Origin of the sequence: Cupriavidus cauae, from assembly GCF_008632125.1 — a bacterium.
Classification (GTDB): domain Bacteria; phylum Pseudomonadota; class Gammaproteobacteria; order Burkholderiales; family Burkholderiaceae; genus Cupriavidus; species Cupriavidus cauae.
The window spans coordinates 1-13,410 of the sequence record NZ_VWRN01000003.1 but is presented as its reverse complement, the minus strand read 5'-3'; the positions used below and the strand labels follow the sequence as shown (position 1 = coordinate 13,410).

Here is a 13,410-nt window from a genome sequence, read left to right as displayed (position 1 = left end):
GGACGTCGGCGCCGGCCGGTGCCGACGCTCCCGCGACAGCGAGAGCCCAGCGTCCTGACAAGCCACCGGGTCCCCGCCTTCGCGCGGACGACAAGCGTGTCAGCAAAAGGAAAGGCCGGCGATTTGCCGGCCTTTTTCTTTTGGTCGTTGCGTCGATGGCTGGGCGCCCTCACACCGACGGGCTACGCGCGAGCGGCGGATTGCGCGCGAAGTAGCCGCGGATGCCGCGCAGGATCGCGTTGGCCAGCTGCTCCTGGTGGGCCTCGTCGTTGAGCTTGCGCTCCTCCTCCGGGTTGCTGATGAAGGCGGTCTCGATCAGGATCGACGGGATGTCGGGCGCCTTCAGCACGGCAAAGCCCGCCTGCTCGACATGCGCCTTGTGCAGCTGATGCATGCCGCCGATCTCGGACAGCACCGCCTTGCCGACCCGCAGGCTGTCGTTGATCTGCGCGGTGGTCGACAGATCGAGCAGCACGCGCGCGACCTGCGCGTCCTTGTTGTTCATGTTGGCGCCGCCGATCAGGTCGGCCGCGTTCTCCTTGTTGGCCAGCCAGCGCGCGGCCGAGCTCGAGGCGCCGCGCTCGGACAGCGCGAACACCGAGGCGCCGCGCGCCTCCGGCTTGACGAAGGCATCGGCATGGATCGACACGAACAGGTCGGCCTTGACCCGGCGCGCCTTCTGCACGCGCACGTTCAGCGGCACGAAGAAATCGGCGTCGCGCGTCATCATCGCCCGCATATTGGGCTGCGCATCGATCTTGGCGCGCAGGCGCTTGGCGATCTGCAGCACCACGTCCTTCTCGCGCGAGCCGGCGGCGCCGATCGCGCCGGGGTCCTCGCCGCCGTGGCCCGGATCGATCGCCACCGTCAGCAGCCGGCGCATCTTGAAGCGCGACGGCGCGGGATCGTCGGCGGGGTCGTTCCTGCCCGGCTTGTCCTGCGCCAGCGGCGCCTGCGGCGCGGTCGGCTGGCTCGGCGCGGTAGCGGCGGGCGGCTTCGGTTTGGCGGACGCCACCGGCGGATTGGCCGGCAGCGGCGGCGTGGCGGGGGTCTTCGCCTGGTCCTCGAACTGGCGCACCAGCGCGGCGATCGCATCCTCTTCGCTGCTCGACGGCGCGCCGGCCACGCTGTCGGCGCCCTCGGTGGCCGGCGTCGAGGCGAAGCGGCGCTGCTTGTCCTCGGTCTCGCGCACCAGCTTCCACAGCGGATCGGGCGGATTGACCGGGTAGAGATCGAACACCAGCCGGTTGCGGTACTGGCCGATCGGCCCCAGCGTGAAGACCTGCGGCGCGATGTCTTCCTTCAGGTCGAACACCAGCCGGACCACGCGCGGCCGGTTCTGGCCGACGCGCACCGACTGGATATAGGGATCGTTGGGAGTAATCTTGGCGACCAGCTCGCGCAGCGTCGGCGACAGGTCCAGGCCATCGATATCGACCACCAGCCGATCGGGATTGCGCACCATCGTGTGGACCGCGGCGAGGCGCTCGTCCGATTCGATGGTGACCCGCGTATAGTCCTCGGCCGGCCAGACACGGACCGCGACGATGCCGGCGCCGGCCGCGATCTGCGGACCCGCCAGCGTCAGCACGACCGTTCCGGCGCCGGCTTTCAGGCATTGCGCCAGCCATTTGCGGCGGGCGAGCAGCAGTTCATCGGGACGGTCGGTGGCGAGGCGCTTGATCAGCATGCGTGCAGCAGGAGAAGTCCGGTTGGAGTATAGGCCCGCAGGATCGCGACTCGCCGATCGGCGGCCTCATCGCTGGGCGAGGTGTCCGATTGGAGCAACAGGTGCAGGTCGGGTTCCCCAAGCAGCGACGCGGCCTTCTCCGGCCACTCGACCAGATTGAAGGCCGGCTCGGCAAAACAGTCGCGAAATCCCGCGTCGAGCCATTCCTCGGGATCGGCGAAGCGATAGAGATCGAAGTGATAGACGGTCAGCGGCGAACCGTCGGCGCGGGCGACCTGGTACGGCTCGCACAGCGTGTAGGTCGGGCTGCGGACCTTGCCGGCATGGCCGAGCGCGCGCAGCACCGCGCGCGACAGCGTGGTCTTGCCCGCGCCGAGATCGCCCGAGAGCTGGACGTGCACCGTCTGCGGCGGCATGGCGCGCACCGCGCCGGCGAGCGCCGCGCCGAGGCGGTCGGTGGCCGCTTCGTCGGGCAGGATCACGGTGCGTTGTTCGAGCAGGGGCATTGCGTACAATTGACGGATGATCGACCGAGCAGCACAGGCGCCTGACGCCGTTCTCAGCGGGACGCCAGCGGCGCAGCACGCCACCGGCCCGGATCCGCATGCGCTGGTCGCGCAGATTCGCGCCTGGGGCGCGGCGCTCGGCTTCGACGACGTGCGGGTCGCCGACGTGGACCTGAGCCATGCCGAAGCGGGTCTGCTCGCTTGGCTGGCGCAGGGTTGCCATGGCGACATGGATTATATGGCGAACCATGGCCTGAAGCGCGCGCGGCCGGCCGAACTGGTGCCCGGCACGGTGCGCGCGATCGTCGCGCGCATGCCCTATCTGCCCGCCTCCACCGATGACGAAGACGATCGCAACGGCGGCAACGACGGCGATCGCGACGACTGGCGCGAGCGCGAATTCGCGCGGCTCGCCCAGGTCGAGGCCGGCGGCACCGCGGCAACGATCTCGCTGTACGCGCGCGGCCGCGACTATCACAAGGTCCTGCGCACGCGCCTGCAGCAGCTGGCCGGCCGCATCGAGGCCGCGATCGGCCCGTTCGGCTATCGCGTCTTCACCGACTCGGCACCGGTGATGGAGGTCGCGCTGGCCGGCCAGGCGGGGCTCGGCTGGCGCGGCAAACACACGCTGCTGCTCGATCGCGACGGCGGCTCGATGTTCTTCCTCGGCGAGATCCTGGTCGATCTGCCGCTGCCGATCGACCCGCCCGCCTCCGCGCATTGCGGCCAGTGCCGCCGCTGCATCGACATCTGTCCGACCCAGGCCATCGTCGGCCCGTACCGGCTCGATGCGCGCCGCTGCATCTCCTACCTCACCATCGAGCACAAGGGCGCGATTCCCGAGCCGCTGCGCGCGCCGATGGGCAATCGCGTCTACGGTTGCGACGACTGCCAGCTGGCCTGCCCGTGGAACAAGTTCGCGCACCGCGCGACGCTGCCGGACTTCGCCGTGCGCAACGGCTTCGATGCGCCCGACATGGTGGCGCTGTTCGGCTGGAGCGAGGAGGAATTCAATCGGCGGCTGGAAGGCAGCCCGATCCGGCGCATCGGCCACGAACGCTGGCTGCGCAATCTGGCGGTGGGTCTTGGCAATGCGCTGCGCGGGGCCGGCGAGCCGGCGCAGGCCGAACGCATCCGCGCGGCCTTGCTGGCGCGCGCCGGGCATCCCTCGGAGCTGGTGCGCGAGCACGTGGCATGGGCCCTCGCGCAGCGGCCGCAGTAGCAGCGCGCACCACCATGGTCGCCGTCACGGCCACGATGCCGGTTGCAGTGGGGCCGCTGCAGTTATTGCTGCTGTCGCTATTGCTGCTGCCGCTATTGCTGTCGCTGCAGCCGCCCCAGCCGCCTAGCTGACCAGCGCCAGCCACATCGGCGCGGTGAAGATCGCCGACACCGTCATCGCCGAGATCGCCGCGGCCACCATCGGCCCGTTGCCGCCCATGCGGACCGCGAGGATGTACGCGCTCGAGGCGGTCGGCATCGCGGCATAGAGCACCGCGATCTGCAATTGCAGCGGCGACAGCGGCAGATGGCGGCCGACGGCCCAGGCGAAGGCCGGCATCGCCAGCAGCTTGACCCCGGTCCACCAGGCCACCGGCCCGATCGTGCCGACCGCGCCGCGCATCTGCAGGCCGGCGCCGACCGTCATCAGGCCCAGCGCCGTCGAGGCCGAACCCAGCCGGGCCAGCGTCATGCCAAGGACTTCGGGCGGATGCAGGCCGAGCAGATTGGTGATCAGGCCGCCGGCCGTGGCCAGGATCAGCGGATTGCGCGCCAGCTCGCGCCACAGCCGCGCCTCGCCGTGCCGGGCCAGCGCCCACACCGCGGCGACATTGCACATCGGCACCACGCAGCCGACGATCACCGCCATCATCGCCAGCCCTTCGCTGCCGCCCAGGCGGGAGGCCAGCGCCAGCGCAATGTACGAGTTGAAGCGGAACGCCGTCTGCAGCCCGGAGGCGAAATCGACCGGGTTCGGCCGCAGCACCCACTTGACCGCGTAGCCGGCGGCCATGCCGAACACCGTGGTCAGCACCGCCAGCCCAAGCATCGCCGAGGTGGTCGAAAAATCGAATACCGCGCTGTTGGTCGCCTGCAGCAGCAGCGCGGGAAACAGCACGAAGTAGACCAGCCGTTCGACGCCGGACCAGAAAGCGCGGTCGAACGAGGTATAGCGCACCAGCAGCCAGCCGATCAGGATCAGGCTGAAATCGGGCACCATCAGCAGAGCAGGCGACATCGGCGTCTTGTTGTTGTCGGGACGCGGGGGCGCGTCGGAGGATGTCAGGAAGGATGGCAGGAGCCCCGTGCGGACGGCGCTCCGCGAGCGAGGCGAAGCGGCCCGGAGTGCGCCCTAGGGCAGATACGGATTGGTATTGTTTCAGAAAACCCGGAAGATGGCACGCTCCGGATTTCCGTCGATCTTGTTCCGCCTGCCATTCCGTTCTCGATGTACCGCCCCGCCATGCCCGCCCCCCGCCGCCCTTCCGCCCGCGTTCCGTTCGATCGGACCGGAGGAACCGCACGGACCGCACGCCGCCTGCGCCAGTGGCTGGCGATCTGCTGCGTGGCCGTCGCGGGCGCGCTGCCGATGGCCGCTGGCGCGATGGAGATCGAGGGCGTGCGGCTGGACGAGGCGACGCGCCTCGGTGGCAAGGAACTGCAGCTGAACGGCGCGGGCCTGCGCTCGGTGTTCATCGTCAAGGGTTATGTCGCCGCGCTGTACCTGCCCGAGAAGGTGCGCAACGCCGCCGTGGTGCTGGGCGCCAAGGGTCCCAAGCGGCTGCAGATCCGGCCGCTGCGCGAGGTGGAATCGAGCACCTTCGTCAAGGCGCTGAACGAAGGCATGCGGGAGAACCACAACGAGGCGCAGCTGGAGAAGTTCGCCGATCGCCTGCACCAGCTGGAGCAGGCGATGAACCAGGTCGGCACGGCGCGCAAGGGCGACGTGATCGACTTCGACTACACGCCGGACAGCGGCACGGTGATCGCCGTCAATGGCACGCCGCGCGGCAAGCCCATCCCCGGCGAGGATTTCTACCAGGCCGTGCTGCGCATCTTCCTGGGCGAACGCCCGGTCGATCGCGACCTGAAGCGCGGCCTGCTCGGCGGCTGACGGGCCGCCGATGCATCGCGCCGGCGCGGCGGGCCCTACCGGGTCCCTGGCCGGCATTTTCAGTTCTGGACGGACACTCTCCGTCCGGCTTCACGACGGGAGACACGATCTCATGCAAACCAAGCACATTGCCCTGGCCCTGGGTCTGGCCGCCTGCGCCTCGCTGGCACAGGCACAGAGCAACTATCCGACCAAGCCGATCAAGCTGATCATTCCGTTCGCCCCGGGCGGCACGACGGACATCGTGGGCCGCGGCGCGGCCGACCAGATGAGCAAGATCCTGGGCCAGCCGGTGGTGGTCGAGAACCGCGCCGGTGGCGGCGGCTCGATCGGCGCCGACGCGATCGCCAAGGCGGCGCCGGACGGCTACACGATCGGCATCTCGACGGTGTCGACGATGGCGGTCAACCCGGCCTGCAATCCGAAGCTGTCGTACGACCCGATCAAGGACTTCAAGCCCATCACGAACCTGGCCAACGTCGCCAACGTGATCGCGGTCAACCCGAACTTCCCGGCCAAGGACTACAAGGAATTCCTGGCCACGCTGAAGGCCAACCCGGGCAAGTATTCGTACGCGTCGTCGGGCACCTGCGGCTTCGGCCACATGCTGGGCGAGCAGTTCAAGGTCTCGACCAAGACCTTCATGGTCCATATCCCCTACCGCGGCGCGGGCCCGGCACTGAACGACGTGCTGGCCGGCCAGGTGCCGATCATGGTCGACAACCTGCCCTCGTCGATGCCGCACATCAAGGCCGGCAAGCTGCGCCCGATCGTGGTGGCCGCCGAGAAGCGCCTGGACTCGCTGCCGAACGTGCCGACCTTCGGCGAAATGGGCCTGAAGGAGCCGAACGATCCGGCCTGGTACGGCCTGGTGGCGCCGGCCGGCACGCCCGACGACATCATCAAGAAGCTCAACGAGGCCGCCGTCAAGGCGCTGCAGGACAAGGGCTTCCGCGAACGCCTGATCGCCGCCGGCGCCGAGCCGTCGGGCAACACGCCGGCCCAGCACGCCGCCGAGATCAAGAAGGAGTTCGACAAGATGCGCAACCTGGTCAAGGTGCAGAACATCAAGCTCGAGCAGTGATGGCCTGACGCAGGCCCCCGTCCATCGGCCGGCGCCTGTCTGCAGGATCGAAGAGGGCTCCGCGGAGCCCTCTTTTTTTTTGCCAAGCCGCGAGGTCGAGGCAACAGGCTCGCCTCTCCCGCCAGCGGAAAAGGGGCACCCGATCAGCACGGGGAGCGTCAAGGCACTAGAATCCGGTATCCGGATCGACCGTTGTCACGCCATGCATTCCCATTCGGATCCGTCCACGGATTCCCCGCCCGCGCCGCGCCCCGACACCGACATCAATGCGCAGTTGCGCGACGCCAGGCTCGCCGCCCGCTTCGATGCCATCCTCGCCGCGCCGTTCGGCCGCATCGGCGTGCGCGCGGACGCGCAGTGCGTCCACGCGATCCATTTCCTTCCCGAGCGTTTCGCACCGCGCGACTCCGACCTGCCGCCGATCCGGCAGCTGGCGGCGCAGCTCGAGGCCTACTATGCCGATCCCGATGCGCCGCTCGACGTGCCGCTCGCCGGCACCGGCACCGACTTCCAGCGCCGCGTCTGGCAGGCGATCCGCAGCGTGCGGTGCGGCCGCACCGCGACCTATGGCGAACTGGCGGCCAATATCGGCGGCACCGCGCGCGCGGTGGGCCAGGCCTGCGGCGACAACCCCTTTCCGCTGGTGGTGCCCTGCCATCGCGTGGTCGGGGCCAAGGGTCTGGGCGGCTTCGCCCATCACGGCGAGGACGGCTTCCATCTCGAAGTCAAACGCTGGCTGCTGCGCCACGAGCGGGTGATGCTGCTGTGAGCGCGCGGCACCACAGCACGGCGGCGCTGGCGGACCCGCCGGTGCCGAACAATGGCCCGAACGGTGGCCCGAACAACGCCCGGAACGACGACCGGGAGGCCCAGCTCGAAGCCGACATCGCCGCCGACCTGACGCTGGTCGACCGCTTCTGCGACGCGCTGTGGCTCGAGGACGGCCTCGCGCGCAACACCATCGACGCCTACCGCCGCGATCTCGCGCTGCTGGCGCGCTGGCTGCGCGGCGAACGCGGCGTGGCCCTGCTGGCGGCCGACGACGGCGCGCTGTCCGGCTACTTTGCCGCGCGCCATCCCGACACGCGGGCCTCGTCGGCGAACCGGCGGCTCGCGGTATTCCGGCGCTTCTTCCGCTGGGCGCTGCGCGAGCATCTGGTCCAGGCCGACCCCTGCCTGCTGCTGCGCGCCGCCAAGCAGCCGCCGCGCTTTCCGAAGACGCTGAGCGAGGCCCAGGTCGAGGCGCTGCTGCAGGCGCCGGACATCGACACGCCGCTCGGCCTGCGCGACCGCACGATGCTGGAGCTGATGTACGCCAGCGGCCTGCGCGTGTCCGAGCTGACGCAGATGAAGACGGTGGAGATCGGCCTGAACGAGGGCGTCGCGCGCGTCGTCAGCGGCAAGGGCAACAAGGAGCGGCTGGTGCCGTTCGGCGCCGAGGCCGGCGTCTGGCTGCGCCGTTATCTGGCCAGCGCGCGTCCCGCGCTGCTCGGCCAGCGCGGCAGCGACGCGCTGTTCGTGACCCAGCGCGGCGAGGCGATGACGCGCCAGGCCTTCTGGTACCTGATCAAGCGCTATGCGCGCCAGGCCGAGATCCACGCCCCGCTGTCGCCGCACACGCTGCGCCATGCCTTCGCGACGCACCTGCTGAACCATGGTGCCGACCTGCGCGTGGTGCAGCTGCTGCTGGGGCATGCCGACATCTCGACCACGCAGATCTACACGCACGTCGCGCGCGAGCGGCTGCGCGTCCTGCATCAGCAGCATCATCCGCGCGGATAGTCGCGCCAAGGCGCGGCGCATCCCCAGGCACGACAAGACGAACCCGGCAAGACAGAGCAAGACAGAGCAAGACAAGGCAGACACGGGCACAACATGGCCAAGTCCAGACACATCTCCGAAACGCCCGCCACGCAGATGCTGCGCCAGCACGGCATCGCGTTCGGCGAGCACCCCTACGACTACGTCGAGCACGGCGGCACCGAGGAATCGGCGCGGCAGCTCGGCGTCGACGAGCACCACGTGGTCAAGACGCTGGTGATGGAAGACGACAAGGCGCAGCCGCTGATCGTGCTGATGCATGGCGACCGCACCGTCTCGACCAAGAACCTCGCGCGGCAGATCGGCTGCAAGAGCGTGCAGCCGTGCAAGCCCGAGGTCGCGCAGCGCCACAGCGGCTACCTGGTCGGCGGCACCTCGCCGTTCGGCACGCGCAAGCGGATGCCGGTCTATGTCGAGGAAGGCGTGCTGGCGCTCGAGCGCATCTATATCAACGGCGGCCGGCGCGGCTATCTGGTCAGCATCGAGCCGGCCGTGCTGACTACGCTGCTCGGCGCCAGGCCAGTGCAATGCGGGCTGGCGGAGGGCTGAGCACGCCCGCGCGCCGGCCTGTGCGTTCCTCCGTGCCCGGGTAATCACGGTCGTGAGCGCCACGCCGGCGCGCTACAATCGCGCCAGTTTTTTGCACCCGTTGCGGTTCTCCTCCGCCCTTCCGCTGCTTTTTCGACCCCGTCTTCGACCCCGTCCATGGCCAATCTCGCCAATCCGCTGTTCGCCCTGCTCGCCTACCTGATCGGTTCGATCTCCTTCGCTGTCGTGGTCAGCAAGACGATGGGGCTGCCCGATCCGCACTCCTACGGCTCCGGCAATCCGGGCGCGACCAACGTGCTGCGCACCGGCAACAAGAAGGCGGCGCTGCTGACGCTGCTCGGCGACGGCCTCAAGGGCTGGCTGGCGGTCTGGCTGGCGCAGCGCTTCGGGCCGGACTACGGCGTCGACCAGACCGGCATCGCGCTGGTCGCGGTGGCGGTGTTCCTCGGGCATCTGTTCCCGGTGTTCCACCGCTTTGCGGGCGGCAAGGGCGTGGCGACCGCGGCCGGCATCCTGTTCGCGATCCATCCGTGGCTGGGGCTGGGCACGCTGGCGACCTGGCTGATCATCGCCGCCTTCTTCCGCTACTCGTCGCTGGCCGCGCTGGTGTCCGCCGTGTTCGCGCCGTTCTTCTACGTGCTGATGTTCGGCACCGACGTGGTTGCCGCGGCGATCCTCGCCATCAGCGCGCTGCTGATCCTGCGCCATCGCCAGAACATCGCCAAGCTGCTGGCGGGCCAGGAAAGCCGCATCGGCGAAAAGAAAAAGCCGCAGCAGTAAGCCGCGGCTGCACGTTGCTCGTCGCCTCCGCGCAGGCGGGGCCCCGGTCTTTCGCCCGCACGCGATCCATCGCAAGTCACCGGATCCCCGCCTTCGCGGGGACGACGGCATACCTCAGGCCGCCTTGGCCAGCTGCGCGAACGGGAACACCATCTCGACGCGCAGGCCGCCCTCGGGCCGGTTGGCCAGCGTCAGCCTGCCACCGGACTGGCGCACCAGCCGATCCACGATCGCCAGCCCCAGGCCCGAATGCGCATTGCCGCCGCGGGCCGGGTCCAGCCGCACGAACGGCAGCGTGACCTTGTCGAAGGCATCCTCCGGAATGCCGCCGCCCGCGTCCTCGACCACCAGCTGCCACCCCTCCGCCACGCGCGCGGTGCGGATGCTGACCGGCGGCGCGCCGTAGTGGTAGGCGTTGTCGACCAGGTTGCCGATGATGCGATCGAGCTGCGTGGCGATCAGCCGGAAGCCTTCGCCGGCCTCCAGCGACAGGTCCACCGGACGCTCCTGCTCGGCGAGCGACGCCGCCAGCTCCGCCATGCGGCGATCGACCGGCACCGGCCGCGCGGTCGGCTCGGCGCTCTGCGCGAAGGCCAGGAACTGCTCCACGATCGCCGACATCGAGTCGACGTCGCGCGTGACGCCCGCCGCCGCCTTCGGATCGGCCAGCATCTCGGCGCGCAGCCGCAGCCGCGCCAGCGGCGTCTTCAGGTCGTGCGCGATGCCGGCCAGCATCGTGTTGCGCTCCTGGTCGATGCGCGCCAGGTCGGCCACCATCTTGTTGAAGCGCTCGATCAGCTGGCGCAGCTCCAGCGGGCCGCGCTCGCGCAGCGGCGCCACCGGCTGCTGGCGCGACAGCTGCCCGGCGGCATTGGCCATTTCGCGCACCGGCCGCTGGATCTGCCATGCGATCAGCAGCGCGAACACGATCGCCACGCTGACCACCAGCATCGCCCCGGGAATCAGCCGGTTGTCCAGCGGCGGGTTATGGACCCACAGGATCGGCATCGCGATCCAGTCCTGGCGCGTCGGCAGCTTGATCCAGATGCGCGGCGTGTCCTCGTCCTCGATGCGCACCTGGGTGCCCGGCGGCAACCGGCCCGAGAAGCGTTCGACCAGCCGGCGCGAGCGGTCGGTCGGCGCGCGCGCATGTTCCTCGGCGCTGGCCTCGCCGGCGACCTCGACCAGGCTCGGCAGCTTCGCCGGCGGCCTGGCGTCGAGCGCGCGCTGGATGCTGTCGAGCTGGAACAGCATCTGCTCGACCGAATATTCCATGCGCTGCTCGCGGCGGTCCATGCGCAGGATCGCCAGCCACGAGAAATGGCTGATCACCAGCACCGCGGCAATCAGCAGCGCCATGCGGCCGAACAGGGTGTCGATGCGCAGCTTCATGACGCGGCCTGGTCCGCCTGCTCTGCCTCGTCGGGCACGAAGGTGTAACCGCGCCCGCGCACGGTCTGGATATAGCGGGGCCGCTGCGCGTCCTCGTCGAGCAGCCGGCGCAGGCGCCAGATCTGCACGTCGATGCCGCGGTCGCTGACGCCGCTGGCCGCGCCGTACATCAGCTCGACGATGCGCTCGCGCGACAGCACTTCGAGCGGATGCATCAGCAGCAGCTTCAGCAGCGCGAATTCGGTGTCGCTGATCGGCAGCGCCTGCCCGGAGCGCACCAGCGTGCGCTGGCGGAAGTCCACCTTGAACGGGCCGAAGGTCGCGCTGTCGCGGTCCTCGGGCGCCGCCGCCGGACGCGCCAGCTTGCGGCGCAGCACCGCGTTGATGCGGGCCAGCAGCTCGCGCGGGGAGAACGGCTTGCCCAGATAGTCGTCGGCGCCGATCTCGAGGCCGACGATGCGGTCGATCTCGTCGCTGCGCGCGGTCAACAGGATCACCGGGATATCGTCGTTGCGGGCGCGCAGCTTGCGCAGCGCGGTCAGGCCGTCGACCTTGGGCATCATCAGGTCGAGCACGATCAGGGCCGGGCGTTCGCGTTCGAGGCGGGCCTGCAGGCCGTCGCCGTCGTGCAGCACCGAAACGGCGAAGCCTTGCTGGGTCAGGTACTCGCGCAGCAGGTCGCGCAAGTCGGGATCGTCGTCGACGACCAGGATCTGGGTGGGCTGATTGGGTCGCATAGCCGGATGATAAACAGGCACGCCGGCCGGGCCGCCGCAATGTTGTTTCGGCAAGTTACACGGGGCGCGCTGGTAATTATCTGTAATAAAGCCCTTCCCCGCCGACATAGGTCTGCCCCGCCTCACGCCGTATCCTTGCCACGTCGCCGCAGGTCGCCCCCGCTCCGCATCCGGAGCCGGCTCCGACCGTTGCGGCATACTTCTGCGTCTTTCCATCGATCGACAGGGCCGCGCAGCGCCGCGTGCGCAGGCCCCGCATCCGGATCTGCTTCAGGACCCGCTCCAGGACCCCAGTGAATGGCCAATTCCGATTCCAACCAGCCCGCCAAACCCACGACGCACGGCGAGAATCATCCGATCGACGCCTCCACCGAGGCGCCCGCCGGCCGGCCCGCTGATGGCCGCGCTGACCGCCCCGCTGATGGCCCCACCATCCGCCCGGATGCCGGCCCCGAGCGCCGCAACGGCCCCGTCCCGCCATCCGAGCCTGGCCATCCGCGCCGCCGCCGCGGCATCTGGATCGCCGGCCTGCTGGTGCTGCTGCTGGCCGGCGGCGGCTGGTACTGGTACAGCCACCGCGGCGCGCCCGATGCCGGCCAGGCGGGCCAGCCCGGCCCGGGCGGCCGCATCCCCGGCGGACCCGGCGGCCCCGGCCGCGGCATGAGCGGCCCGGCCGCGCCGGTGGTGGTCAGCCCGGTCGTGCAGCGCGACATGGACGTGGTGCTCAACGGCCTGGGCAACGTGACCCCGGTCGCCAACGTCACGGTACGCGCGCAGGTCTCCGGGCCGCTGCTGCGCGTGCTGTTCAAGGAAGGCCAGATGGTCAAGGCCGGCGACCTGCTGGCCGAAATCGACCCGCGCCCGTTCCAGGCCGCGCTCGACCAGGCGCTGGGGCAGCTGGCGCGCGACCAGGCACTGCTGCAGAACGCGCGCATCGACCAGCAGCGCTACCGCACGCTGCTGGCGCAGGATTCGATCGCCAAGCAGCAGGTCGACACGCAGGACGCGCTGGTGCGCCAGTACGAGGGCGTGGTCAAGACCGACCAGGCCAACGTCGACAACGCCCGCCTGCAGTTGGGCTACACCCGCATCAAGGCGCCGACCTCGGGCCGCATCGGCCTGCGCCAGGTCGACCCGGGCAATATCGTCAGCACCTCCGACGCCAACGGCATCGCGCTGATCACGCAGATCCAGCCGATCGCCGTGCTGTTCTCGATTCCGGAAGACAACCTGCCCAGCGTGCTCAGACAGCTGAACGCCGGCCAGACGCTGCCGGTGCAAGCCTGGGATCGCCAGGCGCGCAACAAGCTGGCCGACGGCACGCTGCTGACCACCGACAACCAGATCGATACCACCACCGGCACGGTGCGGCTCAAGGCCGTGTTCCGCAACGACGACGGCATGCTGTTCCCGAACCAGTTCGTCAATGTGCGGATGCGCGTCGATACGCTGGCCGGCGCCACCGTGGTGCCGGTCGCGGCGATCCAGCGCGGCCAGCAGGGCACCTTCGTCTATGTGGTCGACCAGGAGAACAAGGTCAAGGTGCAGACCGTCGCGCTCGGACCCAGCGACGGCGAACAGACCGCGGTGCTGCGCGGCCTGCAGCCGGGCCAGCGCGTCGTGGTCGACGGCGCCGACCGCTTGCGCGAGGGCATGACGGTGCAGACCGTCGATCCGGCCGCGCGCGCGGCGGCGGTGGCACCCGCCAGCGAGCCGCGTGCGCGTGGCCGCCGGCG

13 protein-coding genes are annotated in these 13,410 nt (G+C 69.9%); 8 read left to right on the top strand and 5 right to left on the bottom strand.

What is annotated here, in order from left to right; all coding sequences use genetic code 11:
* Positions 1 to 169 precede the first annotated feature (169 nt).
* Together F1599_RS00545 and tsaE are read right to left on the bottom strand one after the other, a co-directional pair.
* Positions 170 to 1,690, bottom strand: coding sequence for an N-acetylmuramoyl-L-alanine amidase (locus tag F1599_RS00545; RefSeq protein WP_149316854.1), 1,521 nt, complete (start codon positions 1,688 to 1,690; stop codon positions 170 to 172).
* Complete coding sequence (gene tsaE / locus F1599_RS00540; protein ID WP_149316853.1) at positions 1,684 to 2,196, bottom strand: tRNA (adenosine(37)-N6)-threonylcarbamoyltransferase complex ATPase subunit type 1 TsaE; 513 nt, start codon at positions 2,194 to 2,196, stop codon at positions 1,684 to 1,686. The genes F1599_RS00545 and tsaE overlap by 7 nt, the downstream gene beginning before the upstream one ends.
* A gap of 16 nt (positions 2,197 to 2,212) precedes the next feature.
* Between tsaE and queG the strand changes: the two genes are divergently transcribed.
* Positions 2,213 to 3,418, top strand: coding sequence for a tRNA epoxyqueuosine(34) reductase QueG (gene queG / locus F1599_RS00535; RefSeq protein ID WP_150081640.1), 1,206 nt, complete (start codon positions 2,213 to 2,215; stop codon positions 3,416 to 3,418).
* A 123-nt stretch (positions 3,419 to 3,541) separates the two neighbouring features.
* Here the strand turns inward: queG and F1599_RS00530 are convergent, their stop codons facing one another.
* Positions 3,542 to 4,435 (bottom strand): AEC family transporter, encoded by an 894-nt coding sequence (locus tag F1599_RS00530; protein ID WP_150081637.1) that lies wholly within the window; start codon positions 4,433 to 4,435, stop codon positions 3,542 to 3,544.
* A 225-nt stretch (positions 4,436 to 4,660) separates the two neighbouring features.
* On the opposite strand from F1599_RS00530, the gene F1599_RS00525 reads away from it, so the two are divergent.
* The 6 genes from F1599_RS00525 to plsY all read left to right on the top strand — a co-directional run bounded on the left by F1599_RS00525 (position 4,661) and on the right by plsY (position 9,545).
* A complete protein-coding gene (locus F1599_RS00525) occupies positions 4,661 to 5,311 on the top strand; it encodes a chalcone isomerase family protein (protein ID WP_150081634.1) in 651 nt (216 codons plus the stop codon).
* A gap of 112 nt (positions 5,312 to 5,423) precedes the next feature.
* Positions 5,424 to 6,395: a tripartite tricarboxylate transporter substrate binding protein BugE gene (locus F1599_RS00520; protein ID WP_149316849.1), complete on the top strand. Its 972-nt coding sequence runs from the start codon at positions 5,424 to 5,426 to the stop codon at positions 6,393 to 6,395.
* Between the two features lie 202 nt (positions 6,396 to 6,597).
* Positions 6,598 to 7,164, top strand: coding sequence for a methylated-DNA--[protein]-cysteine S-methyltransferase (locus F1599_RS00515; RefSeq protein ID WP_223819406.1), 567 nt, complete (start codon positions 6,598 to 6,600; stop codon positions 7,162 to 7,164).
* 116 nt (positions 7,165 to 7,280) lie between these two features.
* A complete protein-coding gene (gene xerD / locus F1599_RS00510) occupies positions 7,281 to 8,177 on the top strand; it encodes a site-specific tyrosine recombinase XerD (RefSeq protein ID WP_149317100.1) in 897 nt (298 codons plus the stop codon).
* 93 nt (positions 8,178 to 8,270) lie between these two features.
* Positions 8,271 to 8,765: a Cys-tRNA(Pro) deacylase gene (gene ybaK / locus F1599_RS00505; RefSeq protein ID WP_149316848.1), complete on the top strand. Its 495-nt coding sequence runs from the start codon at positions 8,271 to 8,273 to the stop codon at positions 8,763 to 8,765.
* A 156-nt stretch (positions 8,766 to 8,921) separates the two neighbouring features.
* Positions 8,922 to 9,545 carry a glycerol-3-phosphate 1-O-acyltransferase PlsY gene (gene plsY / locus F1599_RS00500; RefSeq protein WP_149316847.1) on the top strand — a complete coding sequence of 208 codons (624 nt, stop codon included), beginning with the start codon at positions 8,922 to 8,924 and terminating at the stop codon, positions 9,543 to 9,545.
* Between the two features lie 114 nt (positions 9,546 to 9,659).
* Here plsY and F1599_RS00495 read toward each other — a convergent pair whose 3' ends face one another.
* Positions 9,660 to 10,937 (bottom strand): ATP-binding protein, encoded by a 1,278-nt coding sequence (locus F1599_RS00495; RefSeq protein ID WP_150081631.1) that lies wholly within the window; start codon positions 10,935 to 10,937, stop codon positions 9,660 to 9,662.
* Positions 10,934 to 11,674 carry a response regulator gene (locus tag F1599_RS00490; protein ID WP_149316845.1) on the bottom strand — a complete coding sequence of 247 codons (741 nt, stop codon included), beginning with the start codon at positions 11,672 to 11,674 and terminating at the stop codon, positions 10,934 to 10,936. The genes F1599_RS00495 and F1599_RS00490 overlap by 4 nt, the downstream gene beginning before the upstream one ends.
* A 297-nt stretch (positions 11,675 to 11,971) precedes the next feature.
* On the opposite strand from F1599_RS00490, the gene F1599_RS00485 reads away from it, so the two are divergent.
* Positions 11,972 to 13,410 (top strand): MdtA/MuxA family multidrug efflux RND transporter periplasmic adaptor subunit (locus tag F1599_RS00485; RefSeq protein ID WP_223819405.1); only part of this gene is annotated, 1,439 nt, incomplete at its 3' end.